The organism is Thauera sp. K11 (assembly GCF_002354895.1).
Taxonomy (GTDB): domain Bacteria; phylum Pseudomonadota; class Gammaproteobacteria; order Burkholderiales; family Rhodocyclaceae; genus Thauera; species Thauera sinica.
Genome location: NZ_CP023439.1, coordinates 3,374,212 through 3,396,475, shown reverse-complemented (window position 1 = coordinate 3,396,475; position 22,264 = coordinate 3,374,212). Strand labels below are relative to the sequence as shown.

General features: G+C 68.7%; 17 protein-coding genes. 9 read left to right on the top strand and 8 right to left on the bottom strand.

The genetic code is table 11. The annotated features are described in order from the left end of the window. Window positions 1–11: 11 nt before the first annotated feature. The 7 genes from CCZ27_RS14875 to CCZ27_RS14845 all read right to left on the bottom strand — a co-directional run bounded on the left by CCZ27_RS14875 (window position 12) and on the right by CCZ27_RS14845 (window position 8,032). Window positions 12–2,597, bottom strand: a complete 2,586-nt coding sequence (locus CCZ27_RS14875) for a hypothetical protein (RefSeq protein WP_096449411.1) — start codon at window positions 2,595–2,597, stop codon at window positions 12–14. Between the two features lie 364 nt (window positions 2,598–2,961). Then, the gene (locus CCZ27_RS14870) at window positions 2,962–3,549 is read right to left on the bottom strand and encodes a phasin family protein (protein WP_096449409.1); all 588 of its coding nucleotides are present in this window, start codon (window positions 3,547–3,549) and stop codon (window positions 2,962–2,964) included. Window positions 3,550–3,713: 164 nt separating this feature from the next. Then, on the bottom strand, window positions 3,714–4,649 hold the full coding sequence (locus tag CCZ27_RS14865) for a metal ABC transporter solute-binding protein, Zn/Mn family (protein WP_096449407.1): 936 nt from the start codon (window positions 4,647–4,649) through the stop codon (window positions 3,714–3,716). A gap of 17 nt (window positions 4,650–4,666) precedes the next feature. Continuing rightward, window positions 4,667–5,533 (bottom strand): metal ABC transporter permease, encoded by an 867-nt coding sequence (locus CCZ27_RS14860; RefSeq protein WP_096449405.1) that lies wholly within the window; start codon window positions 5,531–5,533, stop codon window positions 4,667–4,669. Window positions 5,534–5,575: 42 nt separating this feature from the next. Beyond that, window positions 5,576–6,412: a metal ABC transporter ATP-binding protein gene (locus CCZ27_RS14855; RefSeq protein WP_096452622.1), complete on the bottom strand. Its 837-nt coding sequence runs from the start codon at window positions 6,410–6,412 to the stop codon at window positions 5,576–5,578. A 183-nt stretch (window positions 6,413–6,595) separates the two neighbouring features. Beyond that, complete coding sequence (locus CCZ27_RS14850; RefSeq protein ID WP_385961205.1) at window positions 6,596–7,087, bottom strand: Fur family transcriptional regulator; 492 nt, start codon at window positions 7,085–7,087, stop codon at window positions 6,596–6,598. 162 nt (window positions 7,088–7,249) lie between these two features. After that, window positions 7,250–8,032: an enoyl-CoA hydratase/isomerase family protein gene (locus CCZ27_RS14845; protein ID WP_096449401.1), complete on the bottom strand. Its 783-nt coding sequence runs from the start codon at window positions 8,030–8,032 to the stop codon at window positions 7,250–7,252. A gap of 228 nt (window positions 8,033–8,260) precedes the next feature. Between CCZ27_RS14845 and CCZ27_RS14840 the strand changes: the two genes are divergently transcribed. The 4 genes from CCZ27_RS14840 to paeA all read left to right on the top strand — a co-directional run bounded on the left by CCZ27_RS14840 (window position 8,261) and on the right by paeA (window position 13,223). Next, on the top strand, window positions 8,261–8,581 hold the full coding sequence (locus CCZ27_RS14840; RefSeq protein ID WP_385961207.1) for a DUF485 domain-containing protein: 321 nt from the start codon (window positions 8,261–8,263) through the stop codon (window positions 8,579–8,581). Further along, window positions 8,581–10,260: a cation acetate symporter gene (locus CCZ27_RS14835; RefSeq protein ID WP_096452620.1), complete on the top strand. Its 1,680-nt coding sequence runs from the start codon at window positions 8,581–8,583 to the stop codon at window positions 10,258–10,260. The genes CCZ27_RS14840 and CCZ27_RS14835 overlap by 1 nt, the downstream gene beginning before the upstream one ends. Window positions 10,261–10,406: 146 nt before the next feature. Further along, window positions 10,407–11,810, top strand: a complete 1,404-nt coding sequence (gene fumC / locus CCZ27_RS14830; protein WP_096449397.1) for a class II fumarate hydratase — start codon at window positions 10,407–10,409, stop codon at window positions 11,808–11,810. Between the two features lie 117 nt (window positions 11,811–11,927). Next, the gene (gene paeA, locus CCZ27_RS14825) at window positions 11,928–13,223 is read left to right on the top strand and encodes a polyamine export protein PaeA (protein ID WP_096449395.1); all 1,296 of its coding nucleotides are present in this window, start codon (window positions 11,928–11,930) and stop codon (window positions 13,221–13,223) included. Window positions 13,224–13,245: 22 nt separating this feature from the next. Here the strand turns inward: paeA and CCZ27_RS14820 are convergent, their stop codons facing one another. Further along, on the bottom strand, window positions 13,246–13,917 hold the full coding sequence (locus CCZ27_RS14820; RefSeq protein WP_096449393.1) for a GntR family transcriptional regulator: 672 nt from the start codon (window positions 13,915–13,917) through the stop codon (window positions 13,246–13,248). 328 nt (window positions 13,918–14,245) lie between these two features. On the opposite strand from CCZ27_RS14820, the gene scpA reads away from it, so the two are divergent. From scpA to ypfJ, 5 genes are all read left to right on the top strand, one after another. Continuing rightward, window positions 14,246–16,408 (top strand): methylmalonyl-CoA mutase, encoded by a 2,163-nt coding sequence (gene scpA / locus CCZ27_RS14815; protein ID WP_096449391.1) that lies wholly within the window; start codon window positions 14,246–14,248, stop codon window positions 16,406–16,408. Window positions 16,409–16,494: 86 nt separating this feature from the next. Continuing rightward, complete coding sequence (gene meaB / locus CCZ27_RS14810) at window positions 16,495–17,511, top strand: methylmalonyl Co-A mutase-associated GTPase MeaB (protein ID WP_096449389.1); 1,017 nt, start codon at window positions 16,495–16,497, stop codon at window positions 17,509–17,511. Window positions 17,512–17,599: 88 nt separating this feature from the next. After that, on the top strand, window positions 17,600–19,132 hold the full coding sequence (locus CCZ27_RS14805) for an acyl-CoA carboxylase subunit beta (protein ID WP_096449387.1): 1,533 nt from the start codon (window positions 17,600–17,602) through the stop codon (window positions 19,130–19,132). 138 nt (window positions 19,133–19,270) lie between these two features. Continuing rightward, window positions 19,271–21,259 carry an acetyl-CoA carboxylase biotin carboxylase subunit gene (accC, locus tag CCZ27_RS14800; RefSeq protein WP_096449385.1) on the top strand — a complete coding sequence of 663 codons (1,989 nt, stop codon included), beginning with the start codon at window positions 19,271–19,273 and terminating at the stop codon, window positions 21,257–21,259. A gap of 135 nt (window positions 21,260–21,394) precedes the next feature. Next, window positions 21,395–22,261, top strand: coding sequence for a KPN_02809 family neutral zinc metallopeptidase (gene ypfJ / locus CCZ27_RS14795; RefSeq protein ID WP_096449383.1), 867 nt, complete (start codon window positions 21,395–21,397; stop codon window positions 22,259–22,261). Window positions 22,262–22,264: the final 3 nt, after the last annotated feature.

The window sequence follows — 22,264 nt, the reverse complement described above, 5'->3', positions numbered from 1 at the left end:
ATCCCCGGCAATCACAGCGTGGCGAGGAAGGCGATCAGCGCCTTCTTGTCGGCCTCGGGCAGGTCCTCGCCGAAGCGGTGGCCCTCGTTTTCGATCTCGGCGGTGCAACTGCTGTAGATCTGCTTGATGAGGTAAGGCCGCGCCTTGAGCGCTGCGACCAGGGCATCGGGCTTGCCGGCCAGTTCGCCGGCGATCGCCTGCAGGTCCTGCAGCACCTTGTCGCCGGTCTCGGCGCCGAAGCGCTGCGCCAGGTCGTTGCCGAGCGACTTGGCGTCGGTCCTGGCGCGCACCAGGTCGACGACGAACTGCTTGTGCTGGAAATTGCCCAGCGTGCCGGCGGTGACGCCGCGGCCTTCGATCTCGTGCGGGATGGTGAGCGAAAAGCCCAGCAGCTTTTCCTTCTCGGTGCCGTCCCACAGCCGCGGGCCGATGCGCAGCGTGACGTCTTCGTTGAGCAGCGTGACCTTGGGGACGCGCTGCGCCGGGTTCAGCAGCTCTTCCATCGATGCCTTGTACAGCCGGAAGCGCCCTTCCACGCCGGGGTCGTACTCGAAGCAGGCCGGCTGCTCGCCGGGAGGCAGCAGCCTGACGCTGGTGCCGTCCACATAGCGCGGCCGCTGGGCGTAGAAGTCGTTCGCCGCGTTCTTCGGCTTGCCGCACAGTTCCGGGCCGAGCGCGTTGTTGTGCAGGAAGGGGGCGTGCGCCCACAGATTGAGCAGCGAGACGTTGCGGTAGTAGCCGCGTCCGCCGTCGCCCGGCTCCTTCACGTTGGGGTCGGGCGGCCGCGCGCGCAGCGTCTCCGAGCCGTATTCCTGCCACACGTGGCCGGCCATGTGGTTGGAATGCAGTGCGCGGCAGCGGAAGGTGCCGACTTCGGACACCGGCGTGGCGCGGTCGTTGCCCATCCAGTCCTCGCGCATGCCGGTGGCGGGGTCGGCCTTGTGGAAGTCCAGCGCGGCGAACGCCCCGGCCAGCGCCTCGGGCTGGCTCGAGTGGCAGCGCGCGCAGGTGCCGGCGAAGACTTCGCTGCCGCGCGCGACCGCGCCGGCGCCGAATTCGTTCTCGAGGTCGGCGATCAGGTCCTGGTCGGTGTAGGTCGCCGTCGGCATGGCCGCGCGCCGGACGTTCTCGCGTGCGGCGCGCAGGTCGGCGACGTGCGCCTCGGCCGACAGGAAGAAGGCCAGGATGTCGCCCAGCCGGTCCTCGATCGCGCGGAAATGCGGGCAGTCGCGCCGGCACTGGCCGATGTCGAACGGCGTCTGGCCGAAGCCGCGCTGCTGCGGATCGAGCTGGCGCAGGTCGGAGAGGTGGTTCACCCAGCACTGCTCCGAGCACGAGCCGATGTTGAAATACACGCGCTGGATCGCCTCCAGCGCGCCGATCGAATCCTCGCCGCCCTTCAGGATGTGATGCACGGTGTCGTTGCCGGGCGACTTCTTCCAGCACTTGCCGCTGCGCCCGGGCTCGCACCAGCAGCTCGCCTCGTCCTTGTCGTCGCTGCAGCTTGCGGCCTTGCGCCACTTGAGGACGGCCTCGTCGGCGAAGGTCGGGCGCCTGGCGATGTTGATCAGCGCGTTGATGGTGCCCGGGTTGTTCACCTGGTCGGTCGGTATCGCCGAGGTGTCGCTGGTGCCCGGGCGGGCGTGCGCGAACATCTGCCATTCCAGCGTGTTGCCGGGCATGCCCGACACCATGATCTCGGAGATGCGGCTGTACTGGTTGCCGACCAGTCCCTTGATGTTGTCCCACTTCGGGTTCGCCGGATCGGCGGGCGGATTCAGCGGATCGAAGGCGATGTGACAGGAACCGCAGGACGTGCCGATCAGGAAGGGCGGTTCGACCGCGCCGTCCTGCAGGTGCGAGCGCGCCGCCTCGCCGCCACCGCCCGCGGCGGCGATCGGCCGGCCGTAGCCCTCCCACGAGCCGGCGTGGCCGTTGAGCCTGATCCAGGCCGCCCTGTCGAAGCGCGGGTTTGGGAACTTGCGGATGCCCAGCGCCCCGGTCGAGGTACCGAAGCGCAGATCGCAAGCCGACTGGCGCTGGTCGGCGGCACCGTGCGGATCGCCTTGCGCGAGCGGCGCATCGCGGAAATCGCAGGCCGGCTCGGGATAGCCGCCGCGGCCGACGTAGCCGAGCAGTTCCTCGTCGCCCGGGCACCAGTCGAAGCCGTAGGTTTCGTCCAGGCTCTTGGCCGGGCAGTTCTTCGCGCCCGGCACGCAGCACGACGGATCGTTGATGATGCCCCAGGCGCGGAAGCGGTCGCCGCGCTGGTCGGCGCGCAGCACGCGGTACCAGTCGATCAGCACGCCGACGCGCTGCTGGAAGACGTAGGTGTGGAAGCGCTCGTTGCCCGCGGTGGCCTTGAACCAGATCAGGCGGCCGGCGCATTCGGACTCGTTCAGCCCCTCGCGCGCGCAGGCTTCGTAGTAGGGCACGTCCTGTTCATGGACGACCTTCGCCGCGGGCGGTGTGCCGGCCGCCGGCGGGGCGGTGGCGGGTGTCGCGCCGGCGCCTTCCTGCTGCGTCGTGGCGGCGATGGGGATGGCGGCGACGAAGACCGCAGCGAGGAGGGCGAGGACGGCCGGCGCGCGCTTCATGATGCCACCTCCGAGGGGGCGGGCCGACATCGGCGACGCAACACGTGTCCGCCCGCTCGGGCGATCGCAACGGGCAGGGGCCGGACGCATCGTGCGTCGCGGCGGCCTGCGCGCGGCAGGGCTCTCTGTCGACCCGACGGGCGCACCGCCAGGGGCACGCGCCCGCAGCTTGTTTCTGGTACTTCATTCGTAGCAGGAAATACCCCGTTTGCAAGCGCCCGGACGGCAGCCGGGCGGGGCGGATCCCGCCAGTGGCGCGGCATGGCCACGTAAACGGCATTCGCCGCCCGGGGCGGTGCCGGGCGGCGAATGCGGGACGTGGCGCCGCCGGGGCGATGCAGGCATCACCCCGGATACGACGGCATCAGGCGGAGGCGTCCTTCTTGGCGGCGGTGCGCTTCGGGGCCGGGGCGGGCGCCAAGGCCGACACCGGCACGACGGCCTTCTTCGCCGCGGCGAGGTTGGCTTCCAGGGTCTCGGTGGCTTGCTTCACCAGCTTGGTGAACTCGGCGTAGGCTTCGTTGGCTGTGGCGATCGCCTGCTTCACGCCCGCGAACAGCGGCTCGGAACCGGCGGGAGCCGACTTCTCGGCACGGGCCAGCGCTTCGGCGAACGCCTGGTTCACTTCGGCGATCTGGGCTTCGACCAGCTTCGAGAGTTCCTGCTGGCCTTCGCTCGCGATCTCGAACACGCTGCGGCTGTAATCGACGAACTTGTCGACCACCGGCTGGGCGACGTCCTGCTGCAGCTTGGCGAGATCCTGCGGCTGCTTGATCTCGAGCAGGGTCCTGGCGGTGGCGGCGCCGTCTTCCAGCACGCTGCGCAGCACTTCCATGTTCAGCGCGGCGAGGCGTTCGGCGCGGCTCTGGGTGCTTGCGACCAGGTTCTGCAGGGCTTCGAGGCTGGCCTTGTTGGCCGCGGTAAAGGCGTTGGGGGTGGTGAAGTAGTTCATGGGCGATCTCCTGGGTGGGTGTGGTGGGTCCGGTTGCGAATCTGTCTGGCGCATTATTGTGCGCTGCAACATTGGGCAGTATAAGGACGTGCCGCCAGCCGTCAACTATTTTTTGTTGCAGTGCACCAATTCGACGTTTCCGCAGGATCGGGACCCCCTGCAGGCTAGCGCGGCGACAGCGCCTCCTTCAGGCCCTTCAGATTGTGCCGCATCATCGACAGGTAGTCCGGCGCCGGGCCGCCGGCGGCCGACAGCGCGTCGGAATACAGCGTGCCGCCGACGCGGGCGCCGCTCTCGCTGCGGATGCGCTCGATCAGGCGCGGGTCGGCGATGTTCTCGACGAAGACGGCGGGAGCTTCCTCCGCCTTGATCTGGCGGATGAGCTGCGCGATGCCCTGCGCGGTGGGTTCGGCATCGTTCGACACCCCGACCGGAGCCAGGAAGCGGATGCCGTAGGCGTGCGCGAAGTAGCCGAAGGCGTCGTGCGAGCTGACGACCTTGCGCCGCGTCGCCGGCAGGGCACCGAGCGTTGCGCGGATCTCGGCATCGAGCGCCTTCAACTGGCCGGCATAGCGTTCCGCGTTGGCGCGGTAGGCGGCCGCGCCGTCCGGGTCCGCGGCGGCCAGCGCGTCGGCGATGTTGGCGACGTAGCGCCGGGCGTTCGCCACGTCCTGCCAGGCGTGCGGGTCGATGCCGCCATCGTGGCCGTGGCCGTCCTCGCCGCCGTGGCTGCCGCCGTCCTCCATGCCGAGGCTGCGCACGCCGGTGCTGGCGACGACGATCCTGCCGCGAAAGCCGGCCGAACTGGCCAGGCGCAGGACCCAGTCGTCGAAACCGAGGCCGTTGGCCACCACCAGCTTCGAACGGCCGAGCGCGCGCGCATCCGACGGCCGCGGCTGGAAGGTGTGAGCGTCCTCGTCGGGGCCGACGAGCACCCGCACCGCGACGCGGTCGCCGCCGACCTGGCGCACGAAGTCGCCCAGGATGCTGAAGCTGGCGGTCACTTCCAGTGCAGGGGCGGCATTCGCGCGGGGAACGGCGAGAAGGGCGAGCAGCGCGGCGCAGGCGGCGGCCGCTGCGCGGTGGAACGGCAGGCGCATGGGATTCTCCGGGAAGGTCAGGACTCGAGGTGGTGGCGCACCGGCAGGCGGCCGGCGAGCAGGCCGCCGGGGGCGGCGAGCAGCGAGGCGAAATAGACCAGGCCGCACATCAGCACGATGGCCGGGCCGGCCGGCACGTCGGCATGGAACGACAGCAGCAGGCCGGCGACGCCGCTGGCCGCGGCGAAGACGACGGCGAGCCCGAGCAGCGCCGGCAGTTCGTGCGCCCACAGCCGCGCGGCGGCCGACGGGAGGATCATGATGCCGACGGCCATCAGCGTGCCCAGCGCATGGAAGCCGCTCACCAGGTTGAGCACCACCAGCATCAGGAAGCCGTAATGCGCCACCGGCGACCAGCGGCTGACGCCGCGCAGGAAGGCGGGGTCGAAGCATTCGAGCGCCAGCGGGCGGAACAGCAGCGCCAGGCCGAACAGCGTCAGCGTGGCGATGCCGCCGATCAGCAGCAGCGAGCCGTCGTCCAGGGCCAGCACCGAGCCGAACAGCACGTGCAGCAGGTCGAGGTTGCGGCCGCGCAGCGACACGATCATGACGCCGGCGGCGAGCGACAACAGGTAGAAGGCGGCGAGGCTGGCGTCTTCCTTCAGGATCGAGGCGCGCGTCACCACCCCCGCAGCCAGCACCACGACGATGCCGGCGACGATGCCGCCCACCGTCATCGCGCCCAGCGACAGCCCGAAGGCGAGGTAGCCCAGCGCCGCGCCGGGCAGGATGGCGTGGCTCATGGCGTCGCCCATCAGGCTCATGCGCCGCAGCAGCAGGAACACGCCCACCGGCGTGGCGCCCAGCGCCAGCGCAAGGCAGCCGGCGAGCGCACGGCGCATGAAGGCGAAATCGATGAAGGGCGAAACGAGCAGGTCGTACACGGCGGGTTTGCGGGCGTGAAGGTCGGAAAGGGCGGGGTGGGGTCAGTGCCGGTGGCCGGCGTGGTCGTGCGGATGGCCGTGGTCGTGCAGCGGGACGACCTCGCCGCCGGGCCCGTGGCCGCCGGACTCTTCCGCGCGGTGGCATTCCGGGGCGTCGTCGTCGAAGGCTTCGGACAGCCTGCGCGCGTGCGCCAGCAGCGTGTCGGTGAGGACCTGCGGCGTGGGGCCGAAGGCCACCGGTTCGCGCGCCAGTAGCAGGCAGGTGGGGAAGTGGCGCCGTACCTGCTCGAAGTCGTGCACCACGGTCAGGATGGTGCGGCCCTCGGCGTGCCAGCCGAGCATCAGGCGGACGAGGTCGTCCACCGTCCGGCTGTCGATGGCGGCGAAGGGTTCGTCGAGCAGGATCAGCGGCGCGTCCTGCAGGATCAGGCGGGCGAAGCGCGCGCGCTGCAACTGCCCGCCGGACAGCGAGCCGACCGGACGCGACTCGAAGCCTTCCATGCCCACCGCGGCCAGCGCCTCGCGCACACGCCGGCGCCGGCTGTCGTCCAGGCCGCCGAAGGCGCCGAGTTCGCGCCACAGCCCCATGGCCACGACGTCGAACACCGATACCGGGAAGCCGGGGTCGATCTCGCTGCGCTGGGGCATGTAGGCCACGCCGCCGCGCGGCAGCGCGGCGCGTTCGATGCGCCCGCCGATCGGTCGCAATTCGCCCGCGACGCCCTTGAGCAGCGTCGATTTGCCCGCGCCGTTGGGGCCGATCACCGCGACCAGCGCACCGGCGGGAATCTCGCCGCTGAGATGGTGCACCGCCGGGTGGCGCTCGTAGCCCAGGGTGAGGTTGTCGAAGCGGATGACGGGGGGTGGGGCGGGGTGCATCACGACTCCCGTGGCCGCACCGGGGCCGGCCTGCTGCGAACGAAATGGAGGCACGGGGTGTGTCATGTCAGCTCAGGGCCCAGAAGATCGCGAGCCACAGCAGCGCCGCGGCTGCGCCCGCAAGGGCCAGGCGCTTGCCCAGGCTGGCGGTGAGCAGGCTGAACGGCGTGCCGGCGGGGCGGCTCATCGTGCCTGCGCCTCCGCGGCGCTGCGGCCGCATGCGGCGCAACTGCCGTGCAGTACGAGTTCGGCGCGGTCGACGTGAAAGCCGCTCGGCAGTCCGGTGGTCGGCGCTGGTTCCAGCCCTTCCAGGCAGACCACCTGGCCGCAGCGGTCGCAGTGGAAATGGGCGTGGCGATGTGTGGCGTCGCGCATCACCTCGAAGCGCCAGGCGCGCTCGCCGCCGGCGATGCGCCGCGCCAGCCCCCGTTCCACCAGCCAGTCGAGGGCGCGGTACAGCGTGACGCGGTCGTGGGCGATGCCGGCTGCCGCCAGCGCCTCGCCGATCTCGTCGTGCGACAGCGGGTGTGGGCTTTGCTGCAGCAGTTCCAGGGCGACCAGCCGCGTGCGCGTGACGCGACCGCCCAGCGCGGCAATGCGCTCGCGGGCGCTGCCGTGGGGAGCGGGGTCGTCGCGAAGGGTAGGCGGAAGCTGCTCGGATTGGGGTCTGGCCACGGCGTTCTCCAATGGCGGGCTCGTTTTGCAACATTGTAGCATTAGGAGCCTCGCCCTGCGAGTTGCGCCTGCGGCGGCCCGCCGGATCCGGAAGGGACGCCGGGGCCCCGGCCGCGGGCCGCGCGGAAAGGGCGTCCGGCCCGAAGGCCGCGGCACGCCGCTTCAGCGGCCGTGGAAACGCGGCGTGCGCTTGGCGAGGAAGGCGTCGATGCCCTCGCGGTAATCGTCGGTCGCGAGGAAGTCGAAGGCGGCGCGTTTCTCCTCTTCGCTCAGCGGCACGCCGTTCATCAGCCGCTTCACCCACTGCTTGTGCCAGCGCGCCACCAGCGGCGCGCCGGCGCAGATGCGCGCCGCGCAGGCGGCGGCTTCGCCGAACACCTTGCCGTCGTCCACCACCCGGCTCAGCAGGCCCTTCTGCAGCGCCTCGCGCGCGTCGAGGATGCGGCCTTCGAGGAGGATCTCCAGCACCACCGCCGGCCCCGCCAGGGCGAGCAGGCCGGCCATTTCCCCCGGATACATCGAGAACCCGAGGCGGTTGATGGGCGCGCCGAAGCGCGCGGATTCGCCGGCGATGCGGATGTCGCAGCAGCCGGCGATCTCCAGCCCGCCGCCGATGCAGGCGCCGCGGATCGCGGCGATGGTCGGCACCGCGCAGCCGCGGACGGCCTCCAGCGCATTGGCCACCAGGTCGTCGTGGTAGTGCAGGGCGTCGTCCACCGTCGCGCGCACGGTCAGGAACTCTTCGATGTCGCCGCCCGCGGCGAAGGCGTCCTCGCCGGCGCCGCGCAGGATCGCGCAGCGCACGCCGTCGTCGGCGGCGATGCGGTCCATGGCCGCGCGCAGGCCCCGCCACATGGCCGCGGTGACGGCATTGAGCTTGGCCGGATTGGCCAGGGTGATGGTGGCGATGCCGTTTGCGACGTCGAATCCGATCCGTGTGTCCATGCCTTGCTGGCGCCTCCGAGTTGGATGGAATGTGCCGGGAGAGCAGGAAGTTGAAAAATTCTCCCATTGCGACAAGTGTTTACTTTTCCATACGCACTGGTATGGAATCTTGTAGATGATATATCATCCGCCCGTCGATACGCTGCGCCAGACAGCCGGTCGGCAGGAAGAGGGTGAGGCGGCAACCAGGTGTGCCCGTTGTTTTCTTGTTCTTGAGGAGGGGGAAAAATGTCTAGTTCGATGTATGCGCACATCAGGCGCAATCCGCGGTTCGCGGAGCTGGTGGCGAAGCGGACCCGCTTCGCGAGCCTGCTCGCGATCACCGTGCTGGTGATCTTCTACGGTTTCGTGCTGCTCGTCGCCTTCGCGCCCGAACTCATCGGCCGCCGGCTGTTCGCGGGCAGCAACCTGACCTTCGGGGTGCTCGCCGGCCTGTTCCAGTTCGTGTTCTTCTGGGTGCTGACGCTGATCTACGTGCGCCGTGCCAACGGCGAGTTCGACGATCTCAACAAGGAGATCGTGCACGCCGCCTGGAAGGAGGACAAATGATGCGCGCCAGCCTGCTCTCCCGCGCCGGTGCGGGCCTCGCCGGACTGTCGGCCTCGGTACCTTTGCTTGCCGCCGGGCCGGCCATGGAGGCTGCGCAGAAGCAGCCGCTCAATCTCCACGCCATCGGCATGTTCTTCGTGTTCGTGCTGATGACCCTGGGCATCACCTACTGGGCGGCCAGCCGCACCAAGTCCACGTCGGACTTCTACACCGCCGGCGGCGGCATCACCGGTTTCCAGAACGGCCTGGCGATCGCTGGCGACTACATGTCCGCGGCCACGCTGCTGGGCCTCACCGCGATGATGTTCGCGCAGGGCGTGGATGCCTACATTTACATGATCGCCTTCTTCGTCGGCTGGCCCATCATCCTGTTCCTGATGGCCGAGCGCCTGCGCAACCTCGGCAAGTTCACCTTCGCCGACATCACCGCCTACCGCCTCGACCAGGGCAAGGTGCGCACGATGGCGGCGGTGAGTTCGCTGACCGTGGTGTGCTTCTACCTCGTCGCGCAGATGGTCGGCGCCGGCCAGCTCATCAAGCTGCTGTTCGGCCTCGACTACAACATTGCGCTGGTCGTGGTCGGTGCGCTGATGATGATCTACGTGACCTTCGGCGGCATGGTCGCGACGACCTGGGTGCAGATCATCAAGGCGTGCATGCTGCTCCTGGGGGGCACCGCGGTGATGCTGCTGGCCTTCAGCCAGTTCGGCTTCAGCTTCGACGAGCTGACCAGCCGCGCGATGGACGTGCACAAGCTGGGCGCCAATCTGCTGAACCCGGGCAGCCTGCTGGCCGATCCGGTCACCGCGATCTCGCTCGGCCTCGGGCTGATGTTCGGCACCGCCGGCCTGCCGCACATCCTGATGCGCTTCTTCACCGTGACCGACGCCAAGGAAGCGCGCAAGTCGGTGCTCTACGCCTCCGGCATCGTCGCCTACTTCTTCAACGTCATTGCCATCATGGGCGTGGCGGCGATCATCATCGTCGGCCAGAACCCGCAGTACTTCGAAGGCGGCTCGATCGGCGGAAAGATCGTCGGCGGCGGCAACATGGTGGCCATGCACCTGGCGCACGCGGTCGGCGGCAACCTGCTGCTCGGCTTCCTGTCGGCGGTGGCCTTCGCCACCATCCTCGCGGTGGTGGCCGGCCTGGCGCTCGCCGGCGCGTCGGCGATCTCGCACGACATCTACGCCCGCGTCATCATGAAGGGCAGGGCCTCGGAGACCACCGAGCTGAAGGTGTCCAAGATCGCCACCATCGGCCTGGGCATCGTCGCGGTGCTGCTCGGCATGGTGTTCGAGAAGATGAACGTCGCCTTCATGGTGGCGCTGGCCTTCGGCGTCGCCGCCTCGGCCAACTTCCCGGTGCTGATCCTGTCGATGTACTGGAAGGGGCTGACCACCCGCGGCGCGCTGGTGGGCGGCTATCTCGGCCTGTTCAGCGCAGTGGCTTTCGTCGTGCTGTCGAAGTCGGTGTGGGTCGACGTGCTGGGCTTCGCCTCGCCGATCTTCCCCTACACCCAGCCGGCGCTGTTCTCGATGCCGATCGCCTTCTTCGCCATCTGGCTGTTCTCGGTGACCGACGGCAGCAAGGCGGCCGGCGACGAGCGCGAAGCCTTCGAAGACCAGTACGTGCGTGCGCAGACCGGCGTCGGCGCCGCGACCGCCTCGACGCACTGATGCCGCCGTCCGCGGACGCCGGACGGCGTCCGCGGAAACGACCTCCGACCCCGCCCGGCGCAGGCCGCGGCGGGGTCTTGTCTTGTGGGGAATCTGTTGTGCCGGGAGGCGTCTACCGGGCGTCACGCATCCGCCGGGAGACCTTCATGCAGGCATCGATCCGTATCGAACACGATTCCATGGGCCCGGTCGAGGTGGCGGCCGATCGCTACTGGGGCGCGCAGACGCAGCGCTCGCTGCACCACTTTCCGATCGGCGTCGCGCGCTTTCGCTGGGGGCGGCCGATGATCCGCGCGCTGGGCCTGCTGAAGAAGGCCGCGGCCCAGGCCAATGCTGAACTCGGCGAGCTTCCCCCCGAACTGGCCGCGCTGATCGTGCATGCCGCCGACGAGGTGATCGCCGGCGCGCTGGATGCGCATTTCCCGCTGGTGGTGTTCCAGACCGGCTCGGGCACGCAGTCCAACATGAATGCCAACGAGGTGATCGCCAACCGTGCCAACGAGATGGCCGGCGCGCCGCTCGGCGGCAGGTCGCCGGTGCATCCGAACGACCACGTCAATCGCGGCCAGTCGTCGAACGACACCTTCCCGACCGCGATGCACGTGGCGATCCTCGGCGAACTGGAGCTGCGGCTGTTTCCCGAGGTCGGCCGCCTGCGCGACACGCTGGCGGCAAAGGCGGCCGCCTTCGCCGACGTGGTGAAGACCGGCCGCACCCATCTGCAGGACGCCACGCCGGTGACGCTGGGGCAGGAGATCGGCGCCTGGGTGGCGCAGATCGACTTCGGCCTCGGCGCCGTGCGCGCGGCGCTGCCCGGCCTGCACGACCTGGCGATCGGCGGCACGGCGGTGGGCACCGGGCTCAACGCACATCCGCGCTTCGGCGCCCGCGCCGCCGAGATCCTCGGCCTGCTGACGGGCCTGCCGCTGCGCAGCGCGCCGGACAAGTTCTTCGCGCTGGCCGCGCACGACGCGCTGGTGCAGGTTTCGGCCGCGCTGCGCACGCTCGCCGGCGGGCTGATGAAGACGGCCAACGACGTGCGCTGGCTCGCCAGCGGGCCGCGCTGCGGCATCGGCGAACTGCGCATCCCGGAGAACGAGCCCGGTTCGTCCATCATGCCGGGCAAGGTGAATCCGACCCAGTGCGAGGCGCTCACCATGGTCTGCGCGCAGGTGTTCGGCAACGACGCCACGGTCGCCTTCGCCGGCAGCCAGGGCAATTTCCAGCTCAACGTGTACAAGCCGGTCATGGCGCACAACGTGCTCGAGAGCATCGACCTGCTGGCCGACGCCTGCGCGGCCTTCGACGCGCATTGCGCACGCGGCATCGAGCCCGATCCCGAACGCATCCGCGAACACCTGGACGCCAACCTGATGCTGGTCACCGCGCTCAACCGCCACATCGGCTACGACCGCGCCGCGCAGATCGCGAAGAAGGCGCTGCACGAGGGCCTGAGCCTGCGTGCAGCGGCGCTGGCGAGCGGCTTCGTGAGCGAGGAGCAGTATGCGAGCTGGGTGGTGCCGGCGGACATGACGCGCCCCGGAGACTGAAGGCCGCCGCTTGCTGCGCCGCACCAGGCGGCGGCCGGCGCCGGATGGCGAGGTGATAGACTCGTGCCGGCGCCCCCGCGGCATCCCGCGCGTGGGGCCGTTCCCGCAGGAGTCGCCGTGCTGCTCAACCAGTTGTTCGCCATCGCGCTGCTGATCGCCGTCAGCGCGTTTTTCTCCCTGGCCGAGATCTCGTTGGCCGCCTCGCGCAAGATCAAGCTGCGCCAGCTCGCCGACGAGGGCAGGGAGCCGGCGGCGCGCGTGCTCGCGCTGCAGCAGAATCCGGGGCACTTCTTCACCGTGGTGCAGATCGCCCTCAACGCGATCGCCATCCTGGGCGGCATCGTCGGCGAGCAGGCGCTGTCGCCGCAGGTCGCCGACCTGCTGCGCCCGTTGTACGACGGCGTCCATCTCGACACCATCGGCTTCCTGATCGCCTTCGGCTTCGTGACCTCGCTGTTCGTGCTGTTCGCCGACGTGATGCCCAAGCGCATCGCCATGGTGCGGCCCGAGGCGGTGGCGATGGCCGTGGTGCAGCCGATCCAGTTGTGCATGTGGCTGTTCGCGCCGCTGGTCTGGATGTTCGACGGCATCGCGGACCGCCTGCTGCGCTTCTTCAAGCTGCCCAGCGCGCGGCCCGAGGACATCACCGCCGGCGACATCGTCGCGATGGCCGATGCCGGCGCGCAGGCCGGCGTGCTGCTGCGCCAGGAGCAGCAGTTGATCAGCAACGTGTTCGAACTCGATACGCGCATCGTGCCGTCGGCGATGACCGCGCGCGACAGCATCGTGTTCCTGACCCTGGCCGAGTCCGAGGAAAGCATCCGCAACAAGATCGCCGCCAGCCCGCACGGCAAGTTCCCGGTGTGCAAGGACGCGATCGACAACGTGATCGGCTACGTGGACTGGAAGGACATCCTGCCGCGCATCCTCGACGGCCAGCCACTGTCGCTGCGCAACGCGCCCATCGTGCGCAACGTGCTGGTGCTGCCCGATTCGCTGAGCCTGTTCGAGGCGCTGGAGCGCTTCCGCGATGCGAAGGAGGACTTCGCGCTGGTGGTCAACGAATACGCGCTCGTCGTCGGCCTGCTGACGCTGCAGGACGTCATGAGCACGGTGATGGGCGAACTCGTCAGCCCCTTCCAGGAGGACATGATCGTGCGCCGCGACGACAACTCGTGGCTGATCGACGGCGCGACCCCGATCGAGGACGTGATGGCGGCGCTGGACATCGCCCAGTTCGAGGGCTTCGACAACTACGAGACCATCGCCGGCTTCCTGATGTACACGCTGCGCAAGGTGCCGCGCCGTACCGATTCGGTGAACTACGGCGGCTATACCTTCGAGGTGGTCGACATCGACAACTATCGCATCGACCAAGTGCTGGTCACGCGCGACGGCTCCGGCGAGGGCTGACGCCCGCGCCGGGCGCCGCCGGTCAGGCCACCTTGCTCTTTGCCCGCGCGATGCGCTCCAGCGCCGTGCGGCCGCTGCGGATGTGCTCGCGCATGCGCGCCTCGGCGGCGCCGGTGTCGCGTTCGAGCAGCGCGTCGAGGATCGCGCGGTGCTCGGCCAGCGCCTGTTCCAGGCGGCCTTCCGAGAACAGCGAATGGTGGCGCGACAGCTTGATCACCTTGCGCAGATCCTCGATCACCTGCAGCAGCCAGCGGTTGTCGGCGATCTGCTGGATCGCCTGGTGGAAAGCCTGGTTGGCCTCGAAGAAGCGATCGATGTCCTGCTTGCCGGCCGCGCGTTCGAGATCGGTATGGATGGACTTCAGCCGCGAGAGGTCGGATTCGCCCGCGCGGCCGGCGCAGGCCCGTGCGCACTCGCCCTCGAGCATCGCCATCACGGTGAAGATCTCGTCGAGGTCGCGGTCGGAAATCTCGGTGACGTAGCAGCCGCGCCGCGGCTTGAGCGTGACGAGCCCCTCCGCGGCCAGCACCTTCAGGGCCTCGCGCAGCGGCGTGCGCGAGATGCCGTACTGCTCGGCCAGAGCCTGCTCGTCGACCCAGGTGCCGGGCTGCAGTTCGTGCGAGAAGATGCGTTCGCGCAGGCGTTCGGCGACTTCCTGGTACAGCGCGAGCGGGGCAATGCGTGAGGCGCTCATGAGATTGGCTGGTGGCGTTGCGGGAGACGTATCCGCGGCGTGACGGCGGCGGCGGTGAGGCAGTCTCCCAGGGTCGTTGCATTCATAATTATGGATAAAGTATTATTTCGTCCGTAGTACAAGTCAACTTCCTTCGTGCGGCGTGGCATGGGAGGTGTCGGGCAGCGCCCGGCAAGCATGAGAGGGGCCGCGTCGCCGAAGGGGCGTCGGCGGCCGTCCGTGGCATCGGCCACGGACGGCATGTCGCCGCGTTGCGAATTTCAATCGATCAGTGCATCGCCCTATATCAACGCCGCATCTGCGGCGCGATGGCCAGAGAGGATCAGTCATGTCGAACGCGAACGAGCCCGTCTATCCGCAGCCGGATCTGGAGGCATGGAAGAAAGCCGCCGCCAGGCAGGCGCCGGGCGGCGATCTGGACAAGCTGAACTGGACCACGCCCGAAGGGCTGACGGTCAAGCCGCTGTATACCGCGGCCGACCTGGAAGGGCTCAAGCACGCCGACACGCTGCCCGGCTTCGAGCCGTTCCTGCGCGGCCCCCAGCCCACCATGTACGCGGTGAAGCCGTGGACCATCCGCCAGTACGCCGGCTTCTCCACCGCCGAGGAATCCAACGCCTTCTACCGCAAGGCGCTCGCCGCCGGCGGCCAGGGTGTGTCGGTGGCGTTCGACCTCGCCACCCACCGCGGCTACGACTCCGACAATCCCCGCGTGCTGGGCGACGTCGGCAAGGCCGGCGTGGCGATCGACTCGGTGGAGGACATGAAGATCCTGTTCGACGGCATTCCGCTCGACAGGATCTCGGTGTCGATGACGATGAACGGCGCGGTGCTGCCCATCCTCGCCGGCTATATCGTCGCCGCCGAAGAGCAGGGCGTGAAGCAGGAGCAGCTCTCGGGGACCATCCAGAACGACATCCTCAAGGAGTTCATGGTCCGCAACACCTACATCTACCCGCCGACGCCGTCGATGAAGATCATCGCCGACATCTTCCAGTACACGTCGGCCAACATGCCCAAGTTCAACAGCATCTCGATCTCGGGCTACCACATCCAGGAAGCGGGCGCGAACCAGGCGATCGAACTCGCCTTCACGCTCGCCGACGGCCTGGAGTACGTGCGCACCGGCATCGCCAGCGGCATGGACGTCGACACCTTCGCCGGCCGCCTGTCCTTCTTCTGGGCGGTGGGCATGAACTTCTATCTCGAGATCGCCAAGATGCGGGCCGGGCGCCTGCTGTGGTGGCGGATCATGAAGCAGTTCGACCCGAAGAGCGCCAAGTCGATGATGCTGCGCACGCATTCGCAGACCTCCGGCTGGTCGCTCACCGAGCAGGACCCGTACAACAACGTGGTGCGCACCACCATCGAGGCGATGGCCGCGGTGTTCGGCGGCACCCAGTCGCTGCACACCAACGCGCTCGACGAGGCCATCGCGCTGCCGACCGAGTTCTCCGCCCGCGTCGCGCGCAACACGCAGATCATCATCCAGGAAGAGACCCACATCTGCAGCGTCGTCGACCCGTGGGCCGGCTCCTACCTGATGGAAAAGCTCACCCAGGACATGGCCGACAAGGCATGGGCGCTGATCGAGGAGATCGAGGCCATGGGCGGCATGACCCGCGCCGTCGAATCCGGCTGGGCCAAGATGAAGGTCGAGGAATGCGCCGCCGAGAAGCAGGCGCGCATCGATTCCGGCAAGGACGTCATCGTCGGCGTCAACAAGTACAGGCTCGCCAAGGAAGACCCGATCGACATCCTCGACATCGACAACCACGTCGTGCGCGAGGCCCAGATCGAGCGTCTGGCGCGCATCCGCGCCACCCGCGACCAGGCCGACGTCGACGCCGCGCTGGCCGCGCTCACCGCATGCGCGCGCGGCGGCGAAGGCAACCTGCTCGACCTCGCCATCAGGGCGGTGCGCCTGCGCGCCACCGTCGGCGAGATCTCCGATGCGCTGGAGATCGTCTTCGGCCGCTATCGCGCCAATCCGCAGGCCGTGTCCGGCGTGTATGGCGGCGTCGTCGACGAGGATGCGGACTGGAATGCGCTGAAGGCCGAGATCGAAGCCTTCGTCGCCGAGGAAGGCCGCCGCCCGCGCATCATGATCGCCAAGCTCGGCCAGGACGGCCACGACCGCGGCGCCAAGGTGGTGGCCTCGGCCTTCGCCGACCTCGGCTTCGACATCGACATCGGCCCGCTCTTCCAGACCCCGGAAGAGGCCGCCCGCCACGCGGTCGAGAACGACGTGCACGCGGTGGGCTGCTCCAGCCTCGCCGCCGGCCACAAGACGCTGGTGCCGGCGATCATCAAGTCGCTGAAGGAGCAGGGTGCGGACGACATCATCGTCTTCGTCGGCGGCGTGATCCCGGCGCAGGACTACGACGCCCTGTATGCCGCCGGCGCCAAGGGCATCTTCGGTCCGGGCACGCCGATCCCGAAGTCGGCCCGCGAGGTGCTCAGGCAGATCCGCGCCGCGCGCGCCGCATGACCGCGGCCGCGGCGCAGGTCGCGGGCGCGATGCCCCAGCCCGCGCCGCGGTGTGCACCGGCCCCGCGTTCTCCAGTCCCCGACCCGATGACGATGAACATGCCCGAAAACCCGCTGGCGCATGCGGCGCCGCTGACCGATGCCGACCGCGCGCTGGTCGACGGCGTGCTGGCGCGCCGGCTGCGGCCGCTGGCGAAGACGATCACGCTCATCGAGTCGCAGCGGGAGGACCACAAGGCGCGTGCGCGCCAGGTGCTCGAGGCGCTGCTGCCGCATACCGGCGGCGCGATGCGGGTCGGCATCTCCGGCGTGCCGGGGGTGGGCAAGTCGACCTTCATCGAGGCGCTCGGCCTGTACCTGATCGGGCAGGGCATGCGGGTCGCGGTGCTCGCGGTCGATCCGTCCTCGTCGCTGACGGGCGGCTCCATCCTCGGCGACAAGACGCGCATGGAACTGCTGAGCCAGAACCCCGCCGCCTTCATCCGCCCCAGCCCGTCGGCCGGCAGCCTGGGCGGCGTCGCGGAAAAGACGCGCGAGACGATGCTGGTGTGCGAGGCCGCCGGCTTCGACGTGATCATCGTCGAGACCGTGGGCGTCGGCCAGTCGGAGACCGCGGTGGCCGGCATGACCGACATCTTCTGCCTGCTGCAACTGCCCAATGCCGGCGACGACCTGCAGGCGATCAAGAAGGGGATCATGGAGCTTGCCGACCTGATCGTCGTCAACAAGGCCGACATCGACCCGATGGCCGCCACCCGCGCCCAGGCGCAGATGAAGACCGCGCTGCACATGCTGCGCCCGGCCAGCCCGAACTGGACGGTGCCGGTACTGACGCTGTCGGCGCTGCAGAAGCAGGGCATCGCCGACTTCTGGAAGGAAGTCGCCGGCTATCGCGCCGCCCTCGTGAAGTCCGGCGAATTCGACGCGAAGCGGCGCCACCAGGCCCTCGCATGGATGTGGGACCTGATCGATGCCGGGCTGCGCAGCCGCTTCCGCGGCCATCCCCGGGTGAAGGACGAACTGCCCTCGCTGGCGCGCGCGGTGGAAGCGGGGGCGACCACGCCCGCGGCCGCGGCCCAGCGCCTGCTCGGCCATCTGGGCTGAAGCCGGGCAGGGAAAGAAGCGACGCGAAACGACGAACGTCCCCGCCGCCGGGCGGGGCACTCAGAAAAATCCGATAGGAGGTCAAACAATGCACGAAATCATTCGTCGGCTGGACGAAAAGCGCGCCCAGGCCCGCCTCGGCGGCGGCCAGAAGCGTATCGACACGCAGCACGTCAAGGGCAAGCTGACCGCGCGCGAACGCATCGAACTGTTCCTCGACGACGACAGCTTCGAGGAATGGGACATGTTCAAGGAGCACCGCTGCACCGACTTCGGCATGGAGGCCGAGCACGTGCCGGGCGATGGCGTCGTCACCGGCTACGGCACGGTCAACGGCCGCCTGGTGTTCGTGTTCTCGCAGGACTTCACCGTGTTCGGCGGCTCGCTGTCCGAAACGCACGCCGAGAAGATCTGCAAGGTCATGGACCACGCGATGAAGGTCGGCGCGCCGGTGATCGGGCTGAACGACTCGGGCGGCGCGCGCATCCAGGAAGGCGTGGATTCGCTCGGCGGCTACGCCGACGTGTTCCAGCGCAACGTCCTGGCCTCGGGGGTGGTGCCGCAGATCTCGCTGATCATGGGCCCCTGCGCCGGCGGCGCGGTGTATAGCCCGGCGATGACCGACTTCATCTTCATGGTGAAGGATTCGTCCTACATGTTCGTGACCGGTCCGGAAGTAGTGAAGACCGTGACCCACGAGGAAGTCACCGCCGAGGAACTGGGCGGCGCGATCACCCACAACACCAAGTCCGGCGTCGCCGACCTCGCCTTCGAGAACGACGTCGAGGCGCTGATGATGACGCGCCGCCTGGTGGGCTTCCTGCCGTCCAACAACCGCGAGAAGCCGCCGGTCATGCCGTCCTACGACCCGGCCGACCGCCTCGAGATGTCGCTCGACACGCTGGTGCCCGACAACCCGAATCAGCCCTACGACATGAAGGAGCTGATCGTGAAGATGGTCGACGATGGCGATTTCTTCGAGCTGCAGCCCGACTACGCCAGGAACATCATCATCGGCTTCGCGCGCATGGAAGGCTCGCCCGTGGGCATCGTCGCCAACCAGCCGCTGGTGCTGGCCGGCTGCCTGGACATCAAGAGTTCGATCAAGGCCGCGCGCTTCGTGCGCTTCTGCGACGCCTTCAACATCCCGGTGGTGACGCTGGTGGACGTGCCGGGCTTCATGCCGGGCACCGCGCAGGAATACGGCGGCATCATCAAGCACGGCGCCAAGCTGCTCTACGCCTATGCCGAATGCACGGTGCCCAAGGTCACCATCATCACCCGCAAGGCTTACGGCGGCGCCTACGACGTGATGTCGTCCAAGCACCTGCGCGGCGACGTCAACTTCGCCTGGCCGAGCGCCGAGATCGCGGTGATGGGTCCGAAGGGCGCGGTGGAGATCATCTTCCGCGAGGAAAAGAACGACCCCGAGAAGCTCGCCCGCCGCGAGGCCGAATACAAGGAGCGCTTCGCCAACCCGTTCGTGGCGGCGCACCGCGGCTTCATCGACGACGTGATCATGCCGAACAACACCCGCAAGCGCGTGTGCCGCTCGCTGGCCATGCTGCGCGACAAGAAACTCGAGAATCCGTGGCGCAAGCACGGCAACATCCCGCTCTGATCGCCGCACGAGGCTACCTACTCATGTTCAAGAAGATACTGATTGCAAACCGCGGTGACCAGCCGCAAAGCGGCGCAGCGACGCAGTCACATCGCCTGGCGCGCGCAGCGCGCCGCGATTTCACCGCGGAGACCACGAATGTTTAAAAAGATACTGATTGCAAACCGCGGTGAAATCGCCTGCCGCGTCATCAAGACCGCCCGCAGGATGGGCATCAAGACGGTCGCCGTGTATTCGGTGGCGGACAAGGACGCGCTGCACGTCGACCTCGCCGACGAGGCGGTGTGCATCGGCGCGGCGCCGTCCAAGGAATCCTACCTGGTGATGGACAAGATCATCGCCGCCTGCAAGGAGACCGGTGCCGAAGCGGTGCACCCGGGCTACGGCTTCCTGTCCGAGAACGAAGAGTTCTCGCGCCGGCTGGAAGAGGAAGGCATCGTCTTCATCGGCCCCAAGCATTACTCGGTCGGCAAGATGGGCGACAAGATCGAGTCGAAGAAGCTGGCGATGGGAGCCGGCGTCAACACCATTCCCGGCTACAACGACGCCATCTCCGGCCCGGACGAGGCGGTCGAGATCGCGAGGAAGATCGGCTACCCGGTCATGATCAAGGCGTCGGCCGGCGGCGGCGGCAAGGGCCTGCGCGTGGCCCACGACGACAAGGAAGCGCACGAAGGCTTCGCCTCCTGCGTCAATGAGGCGCGCAACAGCTTCGGCGACGATCGCGTGTTCATCGAGAAGTTCGTCGTCGAGCCGCGCCACATCGAGATCCAGGTGCTGGGCGACGCCCACGGCAACGTGGTGTACCTGCACGAGCGCGAGTGCTCCATCCAGCGCCGCCACCAGAAGGTCATCGAAGAGGCGCCGAGCCCCTTCCTCGACGCCGCCACGCGCAAGGCGATGGGCGAGCAGGCGGTCGCGCTGGCGCGCGCGGTGAACTACCAGTCGGCCGGCACGGTGGAATTCGTCGTCGGCGCCGACAAGAGCTTCTACTTCCTCGAGATGAACACCCGCCTGCAGGTGGAGCATCCGGTCACCGAGAACATCACCGGCATCGACCTCGTCGAGCAGATGATCCGCGTCGCGGCGGGCGAAAAGCTTTCCTTCGGGCAGGGAGACATCAAGCTCGACGGCTGGTCGATGGAATGCCGCATCAACGCCGAGGACCCGTTCCGCGGCTTCCTGCCCTCCACCGGCCGGCTGGTGAAGTTCCAGCCGCCGGAAGAGATCCCCGGCCAGGTGCGCGTCGACACCGGCGTGTATGAAGGCGGCGAAATCTCGATGTACTACGACTCGATGATCGCCAAGCTCATCGTGCACGGCCGCGACCGCGAGCAGGCGATCGCGCGCATGCGCGACGCGCTCAATGCCTTCGTGATCCGCGGCATCAGCTCCAACATCCCGTTCCAGGCCGCGCTGCTGCAGCACCCGCGTTTCTGCTCGGGCCACTTCAACACCGGCTTCATCGCCGAGGAATACCCGCAGGGCTTCGACGCCTCCATGGTGCCGCACGACGACCCGGCCCTGCTCGCCGCCATCGCCACCTTCGCCCGCATGCGCTACATCCAGCGCGCGGTGCGGATCGAAGGCCAGCTCCCCGGCCATGGCCGCAGCGTGGCCAGGGACTGGGTGGTGGTCATGGGCGGCAGGCAGTACCCGGTCTCGGTCGAACAGGTCGACGGCGGCATGGTCATGCGCAGCGAAAGCAAAGCCTACTGCATCCTGTCCGACTGGCGTTTCGGCGACCTTCTGTTCAAGGGCACGGTCAATGGCGAGCCGATCTGCCTGCAGCTCGAGCGCCGCGGCCTGCGCTACCGCATCTCGCACTTCGGCCTGCAGGTCGAGCCGATGGTCATGACCCGGCATGCCGCGCACCTGCTGTCGCTGATGCCCGAGAAGCTGCCGCCCGACCTGTCCAAGTTCCTGCTGTCGCCGATGCCCGGCCTGCTGCGCGAGGTGTCGGTCGCACAGGGCCAGGAAGTCAAGGCGGGCGAGAAGCTCGCCGTCATCGAGGCGATGAAGATGGAGAACGTGCTCAAGGCCGACAACGACGGCAAGGTGAAGAAGATCGTCGCCAGCGCGGGCGCCAGCCTGGCGGTGGACGAGGTCATCATCGAGTTCGAGTGAGCCGCGTCCCGGTTCGCCGGCGGCCTGCCGCCTCCGGCGTCCGCAGCAGAGCGAAAGCCCGTCTCAGGATGGGCTTTCGTGCTTCTGGCGGTCCATAATGCGCGGGGATTTCGGCGCCATCGACAGGGAGGCGGCATGCGCTTCGAAAACGGCAGGGAAAGCGACAACGTCGAGGATCGCCGCGGCACGGGCGGCGGCATGAACATCGGCGGCCGCGGCAAGCTCGGCATCGGCACCATCGTGCTGGCGCTGGTGGCGTGGTATTTCGGCGTCGACCCCAGCGTGGTGCTGGACACCGCCAGCGTGGTGCAGCCGCCGGCGGCGCAGAACCTGCCGGCATCGCCGCGGCCGCGCGCGGAGGATGAAGTGGCCCGCTTCGCATCCATGGTGCTGGCCGATACGGAAGACACGTGGGGCGCGATCTTCCGCGGCGCGGGCCGCCAATACCAGGAACCGCGCCTCGTCCTCTACACCGGCGCGACGCAGAGCGCCTGCGGCGTGGGGCAGGCGGCGATGGGCCCCTTCTATTGCCCGGCGGACAGCAAGCTCTATCTGGACCTGTCCTTCTTCGACGAACTGAGGACCCGCTTCGGCGCGCCCGGCGATTTCGCGCAGGCTTACGTGATCGCCCACGAAGTCGGGCACCACGTGCAGAACCTGCTCGGCATCTCGGCCAAGGTGCAGCAGGCGCGCCAGCGCGTGTCCGAACGCGAGGCCAACCGCCTGTCGGTGCGGCTGGAACTGCAGGCGGACTGCCTGGCCGGCGTGTGGGCGAACCACGCGGACCGCTCGCGCAAGGTGCTCGAAGCGGGAGACATCGAAGAAGGGCTCGCGGCAGCGTCGGCCACCGGCGACGACCGCCTGCAAAAGCAGGCGCGCGGCTACGCGGTGCCCGACAGCTTCACCCACGGCTCCTCGGCGCAGCGCGCGCGCTGGTTCCGCGAGGGCCTCACGCAGGGGACGCTGCGCGCCTGCGACACGTTCAGCACCGCCGCGCCGTAGCCG

Bases quoted from the DNA above. Each gene is read 5' to 3' on its own strand.
- CCZ27_RS14875 (WP_096449411.1), bottom strand. From the start codon at position 2,597: ATGAAGCGCGCGCCGGCCGTCCTCGCCCTCCTCGCTGCGGTCTTCGTC.
- CCZ27_RS14870 (WP_096449409.1), bottom strand. From the start codon at position 3,549: ATGAACTACTTCACCACCCCCAACGCCTTTACCGCGGCCAACAAGGCC.
- CCZ27_RS14865 (WP_096449407.1), bottom strand. From the start codon at position 4,649: ATGCGCCTGCCGTTCCACCGCGCAGCGGCCGCCGCCTGCGCCGCGCTG.
- CCZ27_RS14855 (WP_096452622.1), bottom strand. From the start codon at position 6,412: ATGCACCCCGCCCCACCCCCCGTCATCCGCTTCGACAACCTCACCCTG.
- CCZ27_RS14845 (WP_096449401.1), bottom strand. From the start codon at position 8,032: ATGGACACACGGATCGGATTCGACGTCGCAAACGGCATCGCCACCATC.
- CCZ27_RS14840 (WP_385961207.1), top strand. From the start codon at position 8,261: ATGTCTAGTTCGATGTATGCGCACATCAGGCGCAATCCGCGGTTCGCG.
- CCZ27_RS14835 (WP_096452620.1), top strand. From the start codon at position 8,581: ATGCGCGCCAGCCTGCTCTCCCGCGCCGGTGCGGGCCTCGCCGGACTG.
- fumC (WP_096449397.1), top strand. From the start codon at position 10,407: ATGCAGGCATCGATCCGTATCGAACACGATTCCATGGGCCCGGTCGAG.
- CCZ27_RS14820 (WP_096449393.1), bottom strand. From the start codon at position 13,917: ATGAGCGCCTCACGCATTGCCCCGCTCGCGCTGTACCAGGAAGTCGCC.
- scpA (WP_096449391.1), top strand. From the start codon at position 14,246: ATGTCGAACGCGAACGAGCCCGTCTATCCGCAGCCGGATCTGGAGGCA.
- meaB (WP_096449389.1), top strand. From the start codon at position 16,495: ATGACGATGAACATGCCCGAAAACCCGCTGGCGCATGCGGCGCCGCTG.
- CCZ27_RS14805 (WP_096449387.1), top strand. From the start codon at position 17,600: ATGCACGAAATCATTCGTCGGCTGGACGAAAAGCGCGCCCAGGCCCGC.
- accC (WP_096449385.1), top strand. From the start codon at position 19,271: ATGTTTAAAAAGATACTGATTGCAAACCGCGGTGAAATCGCCTGCCGC.
- ypfJ (WP_096449383.1), top strand. From the start codon at position 21,395: ATGCGCTTCGAAAACGGCAGGGAAAGCGACAACGTCGAGGATCGCCGC.